Genomic DNA, 15,193 nt, shown 5'->3' with positions numbered 1-15,193 from the left:
CAGCCGCGCCGCTGGGTCATTACGAGGGATCAGAAGCACCCGAACGTCATTGTCGAACGCTCCGCGTAGGACTAGCGGCCCGGCACGGGGCGCGCACCAGCACCGCCGCCCCGATGCCCGCCGCGACACCGACCAGAGTGTCCGCCACCCGCGCCGTCAGCAGTGTCGCCGGAGCGGCGGGTGCGGCCAGCTCCGTCATCACCAGGATCAGCGGCGTGAAGAACCCCAGCGCGATCCCGTAGTGACGGGACATGAACAACTCCGTCGGGAACAGCAGCACGATCACCGCCAACGCCAGCGGCGCGGCCCCGAACCCCGGCAACAGCAGCAAGGCCGTGACGACCAGCCCGGCCAATGTCCCGAGGACCCGGTGCGCACTGCGGTCCAGCACGCTGCGCAGCCCCGGATGCAACCGGCTGCGCGGGTCGGCCGCCGCCAGCGGCACTGCCGCCGAGGCCATTGCCCAGTTCGCGTGATCCACCCCGAGCAGCAGTCCGACCGCACCGGCGGCGGCGATCGCCAAGGCGTACCGGGCGGCGTGCACAACGGCGCACCTGGCACCGCAATCCGGTGCGCACCCCGGCGTTCCCGGGGTGGCTGAGCGTTCCGGTCCGGTCAGTCCAATGAGGACACATCCGGCAATCGTGCCCGTGCACAAGGCGATCCCGGCCCACGGTTCGATCCGCCCGGCAGGCACCAACGCGATCGCGCCGAGCGCGAAAATGCCGAAGAAAGGCCCGCGCGGGCTCAACTCCAGCCGATTCGTCACCAGCGCACAGCCGAACGAGAACGCGGCTTCGGTGACCACCAGCAACCACGGCGGCGCGTGGCACGCCGAAAGCAGGACCCCCAGCGAGACGCCGCTCAGCAGCACCGCGCCCGCCTGGAGCTGGTGCCGGAAGCGGAGCGCGCGCGTCTCGGCGCGGCCGTACATTCCGGCGAACGAACCGAACGCGGCGAAAATGATCAAGTCCGGACGGCCCGCCGCGAGCAGCGCCAGCCCCGGAATCAGCAGCCCGGCCGCGACCCGGCCGGCATGCCACCATTCGCCGCCGTCGAACGAGCGCGCGGCTGCGGCCGAGGTCGCCACCGGCACCCTGTCCTCCGCTTGGTTGTGCTGACGTTGCGCTCCCGGGATCCGCCGGTCGTCCCACGATACCCGCGCGCACGGCAGCAACCGGCCAGATTGTGGGGCTCCACAACGAAGTCTGCTCCGGGCGCCAATCAGCCGAGCTGCCCGAGCGTGCGGGCGACGTTCTGCTCCACGATGTCCAGCGTCGCCGCCCGGTGCGGGAAGTCGCCGTCGAGCAAGCGCAACGGGCCCGCGACCAGCGACAAATACATCGCCAGACGATAGAGCTGCATCCGGTCGCCGTCCAGACCGGAATTGCGGAAATGGCGGTAATCGTCGCCTAAGCGCAATTCCAGGAAAACGTGTTCCCATTCGATGTCGAAGAACATCGCGCCCTCGATGTCGATGAGCACCGGCCGGTCGTGCTCGTCGACGAGCACATGGTCCGGGCCCAGTTCGCCGTGGATCAACCCGTACTAGGCACGCGGCTCCACGGCGGCGTGCCGTTCGCCAAGCAGATCGGCGAGGCGATGTTCGGCAGCCGCGATCTCCGTTACACGAGCGGCGGCTTGGGCGAGGTGGTCGTGGGCGCGATGCAGCACGACGTCTTCGACCGGATCGTCGAGCCGATCGGTGCCTGGGCGTCCGTATCGATCGCGCCGAGTGCGGTGCAGGGTCTGGACAGTTTCGCCGAGACGGGCCAGCACGCGCTGCCGGTCCACGAGGGTTTCCAGCGTGCCGCCCTGCACGTCTTCCACCACAGCGACGTCACCGACGATCTCGGGACAATGCGGCGCGCGCGGCCTTGAACAATCCGAAGCCCGTGCTGTGTCCGAACGGATCGTCGTGTTCAGGCGACACCGCTGGCCAGTAGTCCTCGTCGGCGTTCCGCACGTAGGCGATGCTGGTCGTGCGGTCGTCCAGGGGCAGCCGGTAGACGCCTTTCTTCGAGCCGCCGCCGTTCCACCGAGATCAGCCTGCGGGTACCGAACGCCGCGCGCACCACCCCGGCCAAATCCTGATTGCCGAGCCGCCCCCGGGTTTCGCTCACCTCCGCACCCTGCTGCCGCGCCGGATGTCATTCTTGGCGGGAAACGTGGTACTCACTGCCGCTGGCGCGACGGTCCTCGCCGATTCCGGCGCACACTCTCCCCACGAAAGGACAAGAGACCACCAGCAGCCTCGGGAGCCTCCAGTGAGACGCACCAGAATCGCTCTCTTCGCCCTGCTCGTCCTCTGCGCCGCGAGTTTCAGCCCCGCCGCCGCGTCGGCGAACCCGAGACGCGACGCCTTCGCCCTCACCAGCACCGCCTTCACCGACGGCGGGATGATCCCCAAGGTCCACGACTGCGCCAGCAGCGGCGACGGCGACCCCGAAAAGAAGGACGAGTCGCCGCCGCTGGCCTGGTCCGGAGCGCCGGAACAGGCCAAGAGCTACGCGATCGTCATGCACGACCTCGACAACGGCATCATCCACTGGGTCATCTATGACATCCCAGCCGCCACGGCCGGGCTGCCGCAGAACGTCGACCACGCATATCAGCCGACGGTCCCTGCCGGGTCACGGCAGGCCTACTACCGCGGCAGCGCGAACTTCTTCGGATACCAAGGGCCGTGCACGACGAACCACACGTACGAGTGGGCGGTCCACGCGCTGAACAAGGAGTCGCTCACCGAGCTTGACTCCAACTCGTCTACACAGACCGCCGAGACCGCCATCGATGCGGCCACCATCGCGACCGCTTCGTTGCGCGGCAACTCGTAGCCGGGCCGGGCGCGGTTTCAGAAGGTGATCACCTGACCGCCCGGCAGTGTTGCTCCATCGCGACCTCTCGCGGCGCGGGCGAGTCGTAGCCGGGAGCGCGGTTTCAGAAGGTAATGACCTGACGAACCGCGCCCCGTCCCGCAGCCGGGGGAAACCCGTGTTGATCTCCTCCAGTGCGATCGAATGCGTCAGCAACGCCTCCACCGGCAGCAGCCCAGCCTGGTACAACGCGATGAACCGGGGTACATCCCGCCGCGGCACGCACGAGCCCAGGTAGCTGCCCCGCAGGGTTTTCACTTCCGCCACCAGGCTTTGCGCGGGCAAGGTCAACCCGGCGGACGGATCCGGCAGGCCCACGGTGACCGTCGTCCCGCCCGACCGGGCCGCCTCGTACGCCAGGCTCAGCGCGGCGACCACGCCGGTGGTGTCGACGGCGTAATCCACCCCGCTGCCGGTCCGCTCGCGGATCTCCGGCGACGGCACCGGTCAGCACCGTGGCGCCCAGCGAACGCGCCAGCTCCCGCTTGCTCGGCACCGGATCGATCGCGAGCAACGTGCTGGCACCGGCGGATCCGCGCGCGTCAAGACTCGTGAGTGGCGGTGCCGGTTAGAACCGGCATCGCCACTCACGACCCCCTACAGCACCTTCTCGAGAAACGCTTGCGCACGCGGGTTCTCGTTGCTGTCGGAGAAGAACTCCGCTGGCGGCAGGTCAGCGGCGATCTTCCCGCCGTCCACAAACACCACGCGGTCGGCGACCTTCCGCGCGAACCCCATCTCGTGCGTGACCACGAGCATCGTCATGCCGTCCTTGGCCAGCTCGGACATGATGTCGAGGACGTCCTGCACCACCTCGGGGTCCAGCGCCGACGTCGGCTCGTCGAACAGCATCAGCTTCGGGTCCATCGCAGCGGCACGGACGATCGCGACGCGCTGCTTCTGCCCGCCGGACAGCCGGTTCGGATACGCACCAGCGCGTTCGAGCATGCCGACGCGCTCCAGCAGGGCGCGCGCCTTCGCCTCGGCCTCTTCCTTGCTCCGCTTGAGCACATTCATCTGCGGCAGCACGACATTGCGCAGCGCGGTCATGTTCGGGAACAGGTTAAAGTGCTGGAACACCATGCCCATCCGCGACCGCAGCCGGTCGAGGTCGACGCCGCGGCCGGTCAACTCCTCGCCGTCGAACGACACGCTGCCCGACGTCGGGGTCTCCAGCAGGTTGAGGCAGCGCAGGAAGGTGGACTTCCCGCCGCCGCTCGGCCCGATCACCGCGACCACCTGGCCGGGCTCGATCGCGAAATCGATCCCGTCGAGAACCTTCACGTCGCCATAGGACTTGGTCAGGCCGTGGACTTCCAGTAGTGCCATCAGATGTACACCGCCATCTTCTTCTCAAGGGTGCGCGTCGTGCCGCTGATCAGGTTGGTGAGCAGGTAATACAGCAGGCCGATGAACAGGTACACGGTGAGCGCGTCGAAGGTGCGCGAGATGATGGTCTGCCCCACCAGGAACAGCTCGTGAATGGTCACGAAGGACACCAGCGCCGAGTTCTTCGTCAGCGACACGAATTCGTTGCCCAGCGGCGGAAGCATCCGCAGGAACGCCTGCGGGATGATCACATGCCGCATCGCCGACACCTGCGACATGCCGCAGGACCGCGCTGCTTCCAGCTGTCCGCGGTCGATCGATTGCACTGCGCCGCGGAAGATCTCGGTCACGTACGAACCGCTGTAGAGCCCGAGCGAGATGATTCCCGCTGTCATGGGCGGAAGTTGCACGCCGAGCTGCGGCAGTCCGAAGTAGATGAAGAACAGCTGCACCACGAACGGCGTGCCGCGGATCACCGACACGTAGACGTTGCCGATCCACCTGACCGGCGCGACCTTGCTGAGCTTGGCGAATCCGCCGAGCGTGCCGAGCAGCAGGCTCAGCGCCAGTGCGAGCAGGATGACCTGGAGGCTGACCAGCAGGCCCTGCCAGAGCTGTCCCGAGGAATCGACGATGGTGGAGAAGTTGAACAGCGAGTGCCCGCCCGACTTCGCCGCGGTGCTCTCCGCGCCGAACCACTTTTCGGTGGCCTGCTTGTACGAACCGTCGTCGCGCATCTGCTTGAGCGAGGTGTTGAACGCGGTCCGCAGCTCGGTGTCGGCCTTCTGGAAGGCGTAGCCGTAGTTCTCCTCGGTCAGCCGGTCACCAACCTGCTTCAGACCGCCCTGCTGCGCGATGAAGTACTTCCCGGCCGGAGCCCCGGTCACGACGGCGTCCGCCTGTCCCAGCTTGACCGACGAGAACATCTGCTCGTTGGTCTGCGCCGTGATCAGCTGCGCGGCGGGCTGGTGCTGGGTGAGCCAGTCGACCGACTTCGTGCCTACCTGGACCGCGACCCGCTTGCCGGCGAGATCCTTGAGCGAGGTGACGGAGTTGTCCTTGTCGCTGACGAAAACCGCCAGGCCGCCCGGGTAGTAGATGTCCGAGAAGTCGACGGCTTTCTCCCGCGCGGGGCTCATGTAGATCGCCGACGCGCCGACGTCGATCTGGTTCGCCTGCAGCGCCGGGACGATGTTGCCGAACGGCATCTGGACGAAGTCGACCTTCTTGATGCCCGCCCGCTGCGCGAGTGCCCGGACCAGGTCGATGTCGAAGCCGAGCTGGCCGCCCTTGGCGTCGGTGAACTCGAACGGCGGGAACGTGGCGTCGGTGCCGACCCGGAGCGAGATCTGCCCGGACCGCAGCGCGGCGAGCTTTCCGCCCTGTTGTTCGGCCGCGCTCGCCACGCTCGTCGGCGGGAACGCGAGCAGGCAGGCCAGCAGCACGGCGCCGAGCCGCGGCCAGATTCGCTGAAGGGGCATTTCAGTGTCCTTCCGGGACCGGACGGCTCGTCACGAGCGTGTGCGCGAGGCGGGCCGCGATCCGGGCTGTGCGGGTGTCGACGTCGTAGACGGGGTTCAGTTCGGTGATGTCGGCGAGGGCGAGCTTCGGGTCTCTCGCGACCAGCCGGCACACCTCGAGGACGACCGCGGCGGGTACGCCGAGGGTCGAAGGAGCGCTGACCCCGGGCGCCTGCGCGGCGGGGATCACGTCGAGATCGATCGACAGGTACAGCGCGTCGACGTCCGCGACGAAGGCCCGGACGAAGTCGAGAACTCTTTCGAGATGCCGTTCCTGGCAGTCGAGGTCCAGGAGGTGGCGGACGTTCAGTTCGGCAGCCGTCTCGAACAGTGCGGTGGTGTTGCCGGGCTCGCTGATTCCGACGACGGCGTAGGTGAATTCCGCGCCGCGTTCGGCTTCCCGGGCGGCGATCTGCCGGAACGGCGTGCCCGAGGACGCGCGGTCGGCGGTCCGCAGGTCGAAGTGCGCGTCGAGGTTGAGGATGCCGAGGCGTTTGCCGTCGAGCAGGCCGCTGCGGGCGAGGCCGAGGTAAGAGCCGTACGCCGTTTCGTGGCCGCCGCCGAGCACGAGCGGGAGGTGCCCGTCGTTGAGCTGCTTCGCGACCAGTTCGCCGAGGTTTTCCTGTCCCGCTTCCAGTTCGTCGCCTTCCACGACTACGTCCCCCGCGTCGCTGATTACGAACTCAGGCTGGATCGCGAACGACGCCAATGCTTTGCGGATCGCTTCGGGCCCCGCCTGCGCTCCCGGCCGTCCGCCGTTGCGCCGGACCCCCGCGTCGCTGGCGAACCCGAGCAGCGAAACGCCTGGGGCGCTGGAGAATTCGTTGACGGCGTGGTGCCAACGGCGATGGTCCGGCCCGCTGCCGTCCTCGCGCCCCGTCCACTTGGTGGTGCTCACACGTGCTCCTGCAATCGGCTGATGTCCTGCGCGGCGGCATGAGTGAGCGTGACGAGGGAATCGCGGCGCGGGCGCACGCGGAAATCCGGGGCCATCGTGCTCACCGTGCCGACGAGGTTCCGGTGCCGGTCCAGCACCGGCACGCTCACGCCCCACACCCCGGGGTCGACCTGGCCGACGCTCTCCGCGAAGCCCTGGTCGCGCACGCGGCGCAGCTCGCTCTCCAGCTTCCCGACCTGCTCGCCGCTCAGCCCGTGTGCCTCGGCGGTCGCCGCGACCCGGTCCTCCGGCAGATACGCCAGCAAGGCCTGCGCGCTCGCCCCGAAGACGAGCGGCTTGCTCAGCCCCGGCGAGAAACTGCACCGGATCACGCGGGTCCCCTCGGCCGCTTCGACGCAGAGCACGTCGTTGTCACGAGCGATGAGGAACGCGGCGAGTTCGTCGGTGTCGGCCGCGAGCTGCCGCAGCCGCCGCTTGACGCCACCCTGGCCGAGCGCTTCGCGGCGGTAGTTCTCGGCCATCTGGACCGTCAGCGACCCCGCGCAGTAGCGACCGCGAGTGCGCGCCTGGTGCACGAGGCCGATCTCGACAAACGTGGTCAGGTACCGGTAAACGGCGCTGGACGGAATGCCGGTGCCGACGGAGATCTCCTCCGCCGTGGCGCTCTCCCGCTCGGCGAACACCGCCAGGATCCGCGCCGCTCTGGTCCCGGCCCTCCGGTTGGCATCCGCGCTTGTCATGGCGCGCACGCTACGTCGCGGCCGGGCGGGTTCCTAGCGGGTATTCCCAGTTAATGGGAACTTTATTCCCGGTGATTGGCTGTGCGCGGAGCGGAGCGGGCCGACGCACCCACTGCCGGGCACGTTCGACGTCGACCGGCCGGGACGCACCTCTCAGCGAACTGGCCGTTCGGTCCGGGGACTCGTGGTCAGCGGGAGTGCTCGCCGTTGGGCAGGCAGTTCGGATCCCGGTAGCCCGGCCCGGTGAACCTGCTGCGGAACTCGTTGTCGTCGCTGACCTTCCGCGCCGCGGGGAACTGGACGCGGAGCTGGCCGGCGATGCCCGCGATGGCGGTCTGGTCCTTCGGCACCACGATGACCGAGGCGGGCATGGCGTCCGCCCCCGTCGTCTTCAGCAGGTCCGGCTGGTTCGCGAAGATCCTCCGGAACCTCGCGTATGCCTCCTGCCGAGTCTCGGTGTAGGACCGCAGGACCCGGGGATCGCCGCGCAACGCCCGGGCGACGGCCGCCATCTCGGCGTCGGTTTTGAGCGTGACGGTCACAGTGCCGGCGCAGACCTCATGGTTGACGAGCGGTATCGCACCGTCCGGCAACGCATACCCGTCCACGGCGCGTCCGTAGAACAGCCACCAGCCCGAACCGCCCAGTACGGCGACGGTCAGGAGCACGACGGCTGCCGTCGCCAGCCGGTATCGGCGGGCCTGGCGCGGCCGGTGCGATGTCGCGGCCGATGGCGGGGCCGCCGTCTCCGGTCTCTCGGGCTCATTCTCTACACCGGAATCCCGGGTGTTCATGACGTTTCCTTAGGGCACGGTTCGCGGTTCCCTGATGATCGGGCACGGGGACACCGCCGTTACGGAGAAATGCGTCAATGCGGCGTTCGGCACATCTCGCGCCCTCTGTGGCATTGAGGACTGAAACTCCCGCGACACGGACAAATGCCGTACGGAATACTCTCCTCTCGTGTTCCTGACAGTCACCACCACCCACCAGCCCGCCTCCGACCTGGGGTTCCTGCTGCACAAGCACCCAAGCCGGGTGCAGTCGTTCGAGCTTTCCGCCGGGCAAGCGCACGTCTTCTACCCCGAGGCGTCCGACGAGCGCTGCACCGCTGCCCTGATGCTCGAGGTCGACCCAGTGGCCCTGGTGCGCGGCAAGGCGGGCTCCGGCGACGGGTTCACCCTGGGCCAGTACGTGAACGACCGCCCCTACGCCGCGTCGAGCCTGCTTTCGGTGGCGTTGAAGGAAGTCTTCCGCACCGCGCTCGCCGGCCGGTGCAAGTCGCATCCGGAGCTGGCGGCCCGTGCGCTCCCGCTCGACATCCGGGTGCCCGCTTGCCCGGGCGGCGCCGAACTGGTGCGCCGGATGTTCGAGCCGCTCGGCTGGACGGTCGAGGCGACGGCGCTTCCGCTGGACCCGCAGGTTCCGCAGTGGGGCGATTCGCGCTATGTCGACCTGCGGCTCACCGGCGAGATCCGGCTGGCCGACGCCCTCAATCACGTCTACGTGCTCCTGCCCGTCCTCGACAACGCGAAGCACTACTGGGTCAGCGAAGACGAGATCGACAAGCTCGTGCGGGCCGGCGGCGACTGGCTTGCCGCGCATCCGGAAAAGGAGCTCATCACCCGCCGCTACCTCGCGCATCGACGGTCCTTGACGACCGCCGCGCTGACCCGGCTGGCCGAAGTGGACGATTCGGAGCCCGAGGAGATCGACAACGCGCTCGCCGCACCTGCCGTCCTGGAGGCGCCGGACCGTCCGGTGCCGTTGGCCGAGCAGCGGCGCGGCACGATCATGGCGGTGCTGCGGTCGCTGGGCGCCCGTTCGGTCGGCGACTTCGGCTGCGGCGAGGGTGCGCTGGTGCGCGACCTGCTGGCCGAGCGGTCGGTGGAGCGGATCGTGGCCGCGGACGTGTCGGCTCGAGCGCTGCAGGTCGCGGCGCGGAAGCTGCGGCTGGAGCGGATGTCCGAAATGGAGCGAGCCAGGCTGGAGCTGCTGCAGTCCTCGCTCACCTACCGCGACGACCGCCTCGCCGGCCTCGACGCGGCGGTGCTGATGGAGGTCGTCGAGCACGTCGATCCGCCGCGGCTCGAAGCGCTGGAGCGCACGGTGTTCAAGTTCGCCAGCCCGCGCGCGGTCGTCGTGACCACGCCCAACCGCGAGTACAACGTGCGGTTCGAGTCGCTGCCCGCGGGCAAGCTGCGGCACCGGGACCACCGTTTCGAGTGGACCCGCGCCGAGTTCCGCGCGTGGGCGGACCGGGTCGCGGACAGCTACGGCTACGGCGTGCGGATGCTGCCCGTCGGCTCAGACGACCCCGAAGTCGGCCCGGCGACCCAGTTGGCCCTGTTCACGAAAGGCGGTGCGGCATGAGCGCAGCTTGCGAGCGAATCATCGGCAATCATGCCGACGACTCCCGATTGACCAGCGTGAAACTCCTTTCTGAGGCGGCGGCATGAGCACGCTTGAAATCCCGGATCTGTGCCTCGTCGTGCTGGTCGGCGCGAGCGGGTCGGGCAAATCGACGTTCGGCCGCGCGCAGTTCAAGCCGACCGAGGTGATCTCGTCGGACTTCTGCCGCGGCCTGGTGTCCGACGACGAGAACGACCAGTCGGCGACCAAGGACGCGTTCGACGTCCTGAACTACATCGTCGGCAAGAGGCTGGCCGCCGGACGGCTGACTGTGATCGACGCGACCAACGTGCAGCCCGACGCGCGCAAGTCGCTGGCCGCGCTGGCCAAGGAGCACGACGTGCTCCCGGTGGCGATCGTGCTGGACCTGCCGGAATCCCTCTGCGCCGCGCGCAACGAAAGCCGCGCCGACCGGACTTTCGGCGCGCAGGTGATCCGGCGGCAGCGCGATCAGCTGCGTCGCGGGTTGCGCAGCCTGCAGAAGGAGGGCTTCCGAACGGTGCACGTCCTGCGCACCCCGGAGGAGGTCGCCGAAGCGACGATCACGCGCGTCCCGCTGTACAACGACTTGCGGCACGAAACGGGGCCGTTCGACATCGTCGGCGATATCCACGGCTGCCGCGCCGAACTCGAAACGCTGCTCACCGAACTCGGTTACGCCATCGAGCGCGACGACGAGGGACGCGCGATCGGGGCGCAGCATCCGGAGCGGCGGGCGGTGTTCGTCGGCGATCTCGTCGACCGCGGCCCGGACACGCCGGGTGTGCTGCGGCTCGTGATGGGCATGGTGCGCGCCGGAAATGCCTTCTGTGTCACCGGAAACCACGAGCACAAGCTGCTGCGTGCGCTGCGCGGCCGGAATGTGCAAGTCACGCACGGCCTCGCGGAGTCGCTGGAGCAGCTCGCCGCCGAAACGGCCGAATTCCGGGCCGAGGCGCACGACTTCATGGACAGCCTGATCAGCCACTACGTCCTGGACGGCGGAAAGCTGGTCGTCGCGCACGCGGGAATCACCGAACGCTTCCAGGGCCGCGCGTCCGGACGCGTGCGGAGCTTCTGCATGTACGGGCAGAGCACCGGTGAGACCGACGAATTCGGCCTGCCGGTGCGCTATCCGTGGGCCAACGAGTACCGGGGCCGCGCGATGGTCGTCTACGGCCACACCCCGGTGCCCTCGCCGGAATGGGTCAACAACACCCTCTGCCTGGACACCGGCTGCGTGTTCGGCGGGACGCTCACGGCGTTGCGGTATCCGGAAAAGGAGATCGTCTCCGTCCCGGCGGCCGAGGTCTATTACGAGCCGGCCAAACCGTTTCCCGCCAACCCGGCGGCCGCGGAGCCGGTCGCGCACCGCGACCCGGGAGTTCTGGACGTCACCGACGTCCTGGGCCGCCGCGTGATCGAAACCGCCTATCAGAAGCGGATCGGCGTCCGCGAGGAGAACGCGGCCGCGGCGCTGGAGGTGATGTCGCGGTTCGCGATCGACCCGCGCTGGCTGGTCTACCTGCCGCCGACGATGTCCCCGGTCGCCACCGCGACGGCCGACGGGCTGCTGGAGCACCCGGGCCAAGCGTTCGAGTACTTCCGCGCGGAGGGCGTGGATTCCGTGGTGTGCGAGGAAAAGCACATGGGTTCGCGAGCGGTCGCGCTCGTGTGCCGCTCGCTCGACGCGGCCCGCGCCCGCTTCGGCGCGCCCGGCGACGCGCTCGGCGCGGTGTGGACGCGCACGGGACGGCATTTCTTCACCGAAACGCTGACCGCCGAAGCGGTCGACCGGATCCGCGCGGCTGCCGAAAAGGCCGGGCTGTTCGACGAACTCGGCTCAGACTGGTTGCTTCTCGACGGCGAACTGCTGCCGTGGAGCGTCAAAGCCGAGCAGTTGCTGCGCGAGCAGTACGCGGCTGTCGGCGCTGCCGCCCGGTCGGCGCTTCCGGCTGCCGCGAGCGCGCTGGCCGCCGCTGAAGCATCCGGCCTCGACGTGTCGGCATTGCTGGAGCGCACGAATTCCCGCGCAGCCAACGCGGACGCGTTCGCCGAGTCGTACCGACGCTATTGCTGGCCGACCGACGGTCTCGACGGCGTGCGCTTCGCGCCCTTCCAGGTGCTGGCGTCCGCTGGGAGGGCGCAGCACAAGCAAAGCCACGACTGGCACCTGGCGCTGGCCGACCGGCTCGTCGAGAGCAGCGACGGCTTCCTCGCCCCGACCGGACGGATCTCGGTCACCACGACCGACCCCGCCTCTGTCGCGGCGGCGGTCGACTGGTGGACCGCCCTCACCGCGCAGGGCGGCGAGGGCATGGTGGTCAAACCGGCCGCCAACCTGGTCCGGGGCTCGCGCGGCCTCGTGCAGCCGGGGCTGAAGGTCCGCGGGCGCGAGTACCTGCGGATCATCTACGGCCCCGACTACACCGAGGAACGCCACCTGTCCCGGCTGCGCCAGCGCGGCCTCGGCCACAAGCGCTCGCTGGCCCTGCGCGAGTACGCCCTCGGGCTCGAAGCGCTGGACCGGCTCGCCCGCGACGAGCCGATGTGGCGCGTCCACGAGTGCGTTTTCGCCGTGCTCGCACTGGAATCCGAGCCGGTCGACCCCCGCTTGTAGACGGCCGGGCACAAAGAGACCGGTGCGGTTTCGCGAACCCCGCGAAACCGCACCGGTCACCAGCCGCTTACGCCGTGTACGGCGAACGCTGCTCCAACGACGGGCTCACATCCGGATGCCGTCCCTCCTGGCCGGGCACCGGCGTGACCGTCGGAGCCTGCAGGTCCGTCTCCGAGCGGCGCGCCCGCCGCTCGTCCCGGTGGGCGATCGCGTCCGCCACGTCCTGCTCCCCGCGGATCCGGGCCAGCGCGGCCAGCGTGGCCGCGTGCGCCAGCGCCAGGATCAGCAGCAGCACGCCCAGCCGTCCGACCACCCCGGGCAGGTCGCTCCCGCCGATGTCGACGGTCGAAACCAGGGCCAGGATGCCCAGCGTCGCGAGGTGGAACAGCACGGTCACCAGCCGGGTCATCGACGCGCCGGCTCCGGGGTCCCCGTAGGCGTTCGCGAGGTAGCGGCGGCCGCTGCGGTAGATGATCTGGCCGTCCACCAGGACCAGCGCGATCCCGATCGCGAGGAACGAGAGGTATGCGTTGGTGCTCATGCCGGTGCTCCTTTCCCTGCCGTGCTCCAGTCCCCCGGTTACCCGTAGTGCGGCGCCGGAAACGGGCCGTTCGGGTGCCCCCGGGCATCCGGGCCGCGATGATTGGGCCGCCGCTTCGCCGGGTAACCCCCTCTGCATGGTTCAGCGCGACGCGGACGGAACCGGCATGCTCACCGCGGCCGCGCCAGTGGTCGAACTGCGCCTCCCGGCCAAGGGAGAGTCGCTGTTCCTGGCCAGGCTGGTGGCCGAGGACATCGCCGTCTCGGCGGAGTTCGGCGTCGACGAGGTCGCCGATCTCCGGCTGGCGGTGGACGAGGCGGTCACGGCGCAGGCGCTCCGGGCGGACGACGGCGCGGTGCTGGAATGCGCCTTCCGCTGCGCCGGCCGCGTGACAGTCACCGTCAGCACGACTTCGTCGTCGGAGTTCCCGCCCGGACCGGACGAGGTCGGCTGGCACATCCTGCGCGCGCTGACCGATTCGCTCGACGCCTGGACCGCACCCGCGCCCGGCACGGACGGCTGGCGGCTGTGCGTCGAATTCGCCAAGGAGCCCTACCCCGAGCTGCGCTGCGTTTTGCTTCCGTCCGAACGGGAAACCGGATCTCATGCGCCGAGTGGACGAACTTCTCGCCGAGCACGGCACGACTTTCGCCGAGGAAGCCGGGATCAAGCTCGCTGACAAACCGCAGCCGCTGTACCGGCTGCTGGTCCTCACCACGCTGCTCTCCACCCGGATCAGCTCCGATATCGCCGTCGCCGCGGCACGGGAACTGTCGCGGTCCGGCTGGCGCTCCCCCCAAGCGATGCGCGATTCCACGTGGCAGCAACGTGTCGACGCACTCGGCCGGGCCCACTACGTGCGGTACGACGAAAGCACTTCACAACACCTCGGCGAAGGAGCCGACTTCCTCCGCGACCGTTACGGCGACGACCTGCGCCGCATGGCCGACGCCGCCGACGGCGATTCGCGACGACTGGAAAAACTCATCGCCGAGTTTCCGCGGATCGGCCCGACCGGCGCGCAGATCTTCTGCCGGGAAGCCCAAGCGGTCTGGCCGTGGCTGCGGCCGTACTTCGACCGCAAAGCCTTGGACGGCGCGAAGAAAGCCGGGCTGCCCGCCGATCCGAAACGCCTGGCGAAACTGGTGCCCGGCGACGATTCGGCCCGGCTGGCGGCGGCGCTGGTGCGGCGGGGCTTGCAGCGCTAGCCCGGATGCTCCTCGACGCCCTCCCGCACGATCGCGACCGGGCACGGCGCGTGATAGGCCATCGCATGGCTCACCGAGCCGAGGAACGCCCCTCGCAACGCGCCGCGGCCGTGCCCGCCGACCACCAGCAGGGTCGCCGCTTCCGCGTGGTCCAGCAGCACCTCGGCCACGCTTCCGAGCGCGACCTCCCGCTGCACCACGACGTCCGGATGCAGCTCGCCGAGACCGGTCAGCGACTCCGCGAGCAGCCGTTCGCCCTCGTCCTGCGGGCTCTGCTGCCCCTCGCCGCCGGAGCGGGCCGGGCCGAAGACGTCCTCCGGCGGTTCCGACCACACGTGCACCGCGTGCAGGACGCACCCGTGGCGATCAGCGAAGTCGTACGCGTACCGCATCGCCGCAGCGCTGGCCCGCGACCCGTTCACCCCGACGACGACCCGCTGGGTCTTCTCCTTCGCCGGACGGACCACCACGACCGGACGCGCGCTCGTGTGCACCACCTGCGACGCCGTCGAGCCGAGCAACAGCCGGGGCAGCCCGCTGCGCCCGGACGCGCCGACCACGATCAGCTCCGCCGCCCGGCCGATGTCCGCCAGCTCCCAGCTCGCCCGCCCGAACCGGACGCGGGTGCGCACCGGCAGCCCCGGCCGCTTCCGGCCGACCTCGGCGGCGACCTCCGCCAATTCCTTCTCCGCATAGTCCACAACGGACTGATCGGCCACGATTTCGCCCGCGACCGGGGTGATCACGCCGGGCACGAAGTCGACGTTCGGCATCGGCAACGTCATCGTCCTCACGAGGACCAGGCACGTCCCGAGCGCTTCCGCCTCGGCGGCGGCCCAGTCGACGGCCAGGCGGGCTCCGGCGGAACCGTCGTCCCCGACCACGACTCCCGGCTCGGCCTGGTTCGCGTCGTCCATCGCCGTCCTCCGTTCGCCCGCAGCGGTTTTCCGGTAAGTACCCGGACGCCTCGCGCGGCAATCGGGCACCGGATCGCGGAGAACAGCGCCTCAGCGCGGCTGGGGAGGGACGGGCGGTTCCGGCGGGGGCAACGGACCTGGTCCCGGACGCGG

The 15,193-nt window shown here is 69.5% G+C and carries 15 protein-coding genes and 1 pseudogene; 6 read left to right on the top strand and 10 right to left on the bottom strand.

Translation table 11 applies throughout. From position 1 onward, the window contains the following. Window positions 1-46: 46 nt before the first annotated feature. Both D0D37_RS36820 and D0D37_RS48250 read right to left on the bottom strand, forming a co-directional pair. Window positions 47-1,096 carry an FUSC family protein gene (locus D0D37_RS36820; protein WP_116205200.1) on the bottom strand — a complete coding sequence of 350 codons (1,050 nt, stop codon included), beginning with the start codon at window positions 1,094-1,096 and terminating at the stop codon, window positions 47-49. Between the two features lie 128 nt (window positions 1,097-1,224). Continuing rightward, window positions 1,225-1,542: a hypothetical protein gene (locus tag D0D37_RS48250; protein WP_244223806.1), complete on the bottom strand. Its 318-nt coding sequence runs from the start codon at window positions 1,540-1,542 to the stop codon at window positions 1,225-1,227. Here D0D37_RS48250 and D0D37_RS48245 point away from each other — a divergent pair. Both D0D37_RS48245 and D0D37_RS36810 read left to right on the top strand, forming a co-directional pair. Further along, on the top strand, window positions 1,534-1,881 hold the full coding sequence (locus D0D37_RS48245) for a hypothetical protein (RefSeq protein WP_244223805.1): 348 nt from the start codon (window positions 1,534-1,536) through the stop codon (window positions 1,879-1,881). The two genes, D0D37_RS48250 and D0D37_RS48245, sit on opposite strands and share 9 nt — an antisense overlap. Window positions 1,882-2,267: 386 nt before the next feature. Further along, window positions 2,268-2,837: a YbhB/YbcL family Raf kinase inhibitor-like protein gene (locus D0D37_RS36810; protein ID WP_167493622.1), complete on the top strand. Its 570-nt coding sequence runs from the start codon at window positions 2,268-2,270 to the stop codon at window positions 2,835-2,837. 282 nt (window positions 2,838-3,119) lie between these two features. On the opposite strand, the pseudogene D0D37_RS48240 reads toward D0D37_RS36810, so the two are convergent. From D0D37_RS48240 to D0D37_RS36780, 6 genes and pseudogenes are all read right to left on the bottom strand, one after another. Then, window positions 3,120-3,254: pseudogene (locus tag D0D37_RS48240) on the bottom strand (alcohol dehydrogenase); the annotation flags it as partial. Window positions 3,255-3,473: 219 nt separating this feature from the next. Then, on the bottom strand, window positions 3,474-4,205 hold the full coding sequence (locus D0D37_RS36800) for an amino acid ABC transporter ATP-binding protein (RefSeq protein WP_116205199.1): 732 nt from the start codon (window positions 4,203-4,205) through the stop codon (window positions 3,474-3,476). Beyond that, the gene (locus tag D0D37_RS36795; RefSeq protein WP_116205198.1) at window positions 4,205-5,686 is read right to left on the bottom strand and encodes an ABC transporter substrate-binding protein/permease; all 1,482 of its coding nucleotides are present in this window, start codon (window positions 5,684-5,686) and stop codon (window positions 4,205-4,207) included. The genes D0D37_RS36800 and D0D37_RS36795 overlap by 1 nt, the downstream gene beginning before the upstream one ends. 1 nt (window position 5,687) lies before the next feature. Next, complete coding sequence (gene hutG, locus D0D37_RS36790) at window positions 5,688-6,623, bottom strand: formimidoylglutamase (protein WP_116205197.1); 936 nt, start codon at window positions 6,621-6,623, stop codon at window positions 5,688-5,690. Beyond that, window positions 6,620-7,363: an IclR family transcriptional regulator gene (locus D0D37_RS36785; RefSeq protein WP_116205196.1), complete on the bottom strand. Its 744-nt coding sequence runs from the start codon at window positions 7,361-7,363 to the stop codon at window positions 6,620-6,622. Before D0D37_RS36785 ends, hutG begins: the two co-directional genes overlap by 4 nt. Before the next feature lie 188 nt (window positions 7,364-7,551). Further along, window positions 7,552-8,157, bottom strand: coding sequence for a permease-like cell division protein FtsX (locus D0D37_RS36780; RefSeq protein ID WP_116205195.1), 606 nt, complete (start codon window positions 8,155-8,157; stop codon window positions 7,552-7,554). A gap of 169 nt (window positions 8,158-8,326) precedes the next feature. Here D0D37_RS36780 and D0D37_RS36775 point away from each other — a divergent pair, with 169 nt between their 5' ends. Next, entirely contained in the window at window positions 8,327-9,736 is a 1,410-nt protein-coding gene (locus D0D37_RS36775; RefSeq protein ID WP_116205194.1) for a 3' terminal RNA ribose 2'-O-methyltransferase Hen1, read from the top strand. An 82-nt stretch (window positions 9,737-9,818) separates the two neighbouring features. Beyond that, window positions 9,819-12,374, top strand: coding sequence for a polynucleotide kinase-phosphatase (locus tag D0D37_RS36770; protein WP_116205193.1), 2,556 nt, complete (start codon window positions 9,819-9,821; stop codon window positions 12,372-12,374). 67 nt (window positions 12,375-12,441) lie between these two features. Here the strand turns inward: D0D37_RS36770 and D0D37_RS36765 are convergent, their stop codons facing one another. Next, window positions 12,442-12,915 carry a hypothetical protein gene (locus tag D0D37_RS36765; RefSeq protein WP_116205192.1) on the bottom strand — a complete coding sequence of 158 codons (474 nt, stop codon included), beginning with the start codon at window positions 12,913-12,915 and terminating at the stop codon, window positions 12,442-12,444. A 136-nt stretch (window positions 12,916-13,051) separates the two neighbouring features. Here D0D37_RS36765 and D0D37_RS36760 point away from each other — a divergent pair, with 136 nt between their 5' ends. Both D0D37_RS36760 and D0D37_RS36755 read left to right on the top strand, forming a co-directional pair. Next, window positions 13,052-13,594: an ATP-binding protein gene (locus D0D37_RS36760; RefSeq protein ID WP_116205191.1), complete on the top strand. Its 543-nt coding sequence runs from the start codon at window positions 13,052-13,054 to the stop codon at window positions 13,592-13,594. Then, a complete protein-coding gene (locus D0D37_RS36755; RefSeq protein ID WP_116205190.1) occupies window positions 13,521-14,123 on the top strand; it encodes an endonuclease in 603 nt (200 codons plus the stop codon). The genes D0D37_RS36760 and D0D37_RS36755 overlap by 74 nt, the downstream gene beginning before the upstream one ends. On the opposite strand, the gene D0D37_RS36750 is transcribed toward D0D37_RS36755, so the two are convergent. Continuing rightward, window positions 14,120-15,040 carry a universal stress protein gene (locus D0D37_RS36750; protein WP_208720312.1) on the bottom strand — a complete coding sequence of 307 codons (921 nt, stop codon included), beginning with the start codon at window positions 15,038-15,040 and terminating at the stop codon, window positions 14,120-14,122. The genes D0D37_RS36755 and D0D37_RS36750 overlap by 4 nt on opposite strands. Between the last annotated feature and the right edge of the window lie 153 nt (window positions 15,041-15,193).

Origin of the sequence: Amycolatopsis circi (assembly GCF_003385235.1) — a bacterium.
GTDB classification, from domain to species: domain Bacteria; phylum Actinomycetota; class Actinomycetes; order Mycobacteriales; family Pseudonocardiaceae; genus Amycolatopsis; species Amycolatopsis circi.
The sequence above is the reverse complement of the archived record's forward strand: the minus strand, read 5'-3'. Positions and strand labels throughout refer to the sequence as shown.

Coding starts and splice junctions, on each gene's coding strand:
- D0D37_RS36760 (WP_116205191.1), top strand. CDS start 13,052: ATGGTTCAGCGCGACGCGGACGGAACCGGCATGCTCACCGCGGCCGCG.
- D0D37_RS36755 (WP_116205190.1), top strand. CDS start 13,521: ATGCGCCGAGTGGACGAACTTCTCGCCGAGCACGGCACGACTTTCGCC.
- D0D37_RS36765 (WP_116205192.1), bottom strand. CDS start 12,915: ATGAGCACCAACGCATACCTCTCGTTCCTCGCGATCGGGATCGCGCTG.
- D0D37_RS36780 (WP_116205195.1), bottom strand. CDS start 8,157: ATGAACACCCGGGATTCCGGTGTAGAGAATGAGCCCGAGAGACCGGAG.
- D0D37_RS36750 (WP_208720312.1), bottom strand. CDS start 15,040: ATGGACGACGCGAACCAGGCCGAGCCGGGAGTCGTGGTCGGGGACGAC.
- D0D37_RS36795 (WP_116205198.1), bottom strand. CDS start 5,686: ATGCCCCTTCAGCGAATCTGGCCGCGGCTCGGCGCCGTGCTGCTGGCC.
- D0D37_RS36785 (WP_116205196.1), bottom strand. CDS start 7,363: ATGACAAGCGCGGATGCCAACCGGAGGGCCGGGACCAGAGCGGCGCGG.
- D0D37_RS36770 (WP_116205193.1), top strand. CDS start 9,819: ATGAGCACGCTTGAAATCCCGGATCTGTGCCTCGTCGTGCTGGTCGGC.
- D0D37_RS36800 (WP_116205199.1), bottom strand. CDS start 4,205: ATGGCACTACTGGAAGTCCACGGCCTGACCAAGTCCTATGGCGACGTG.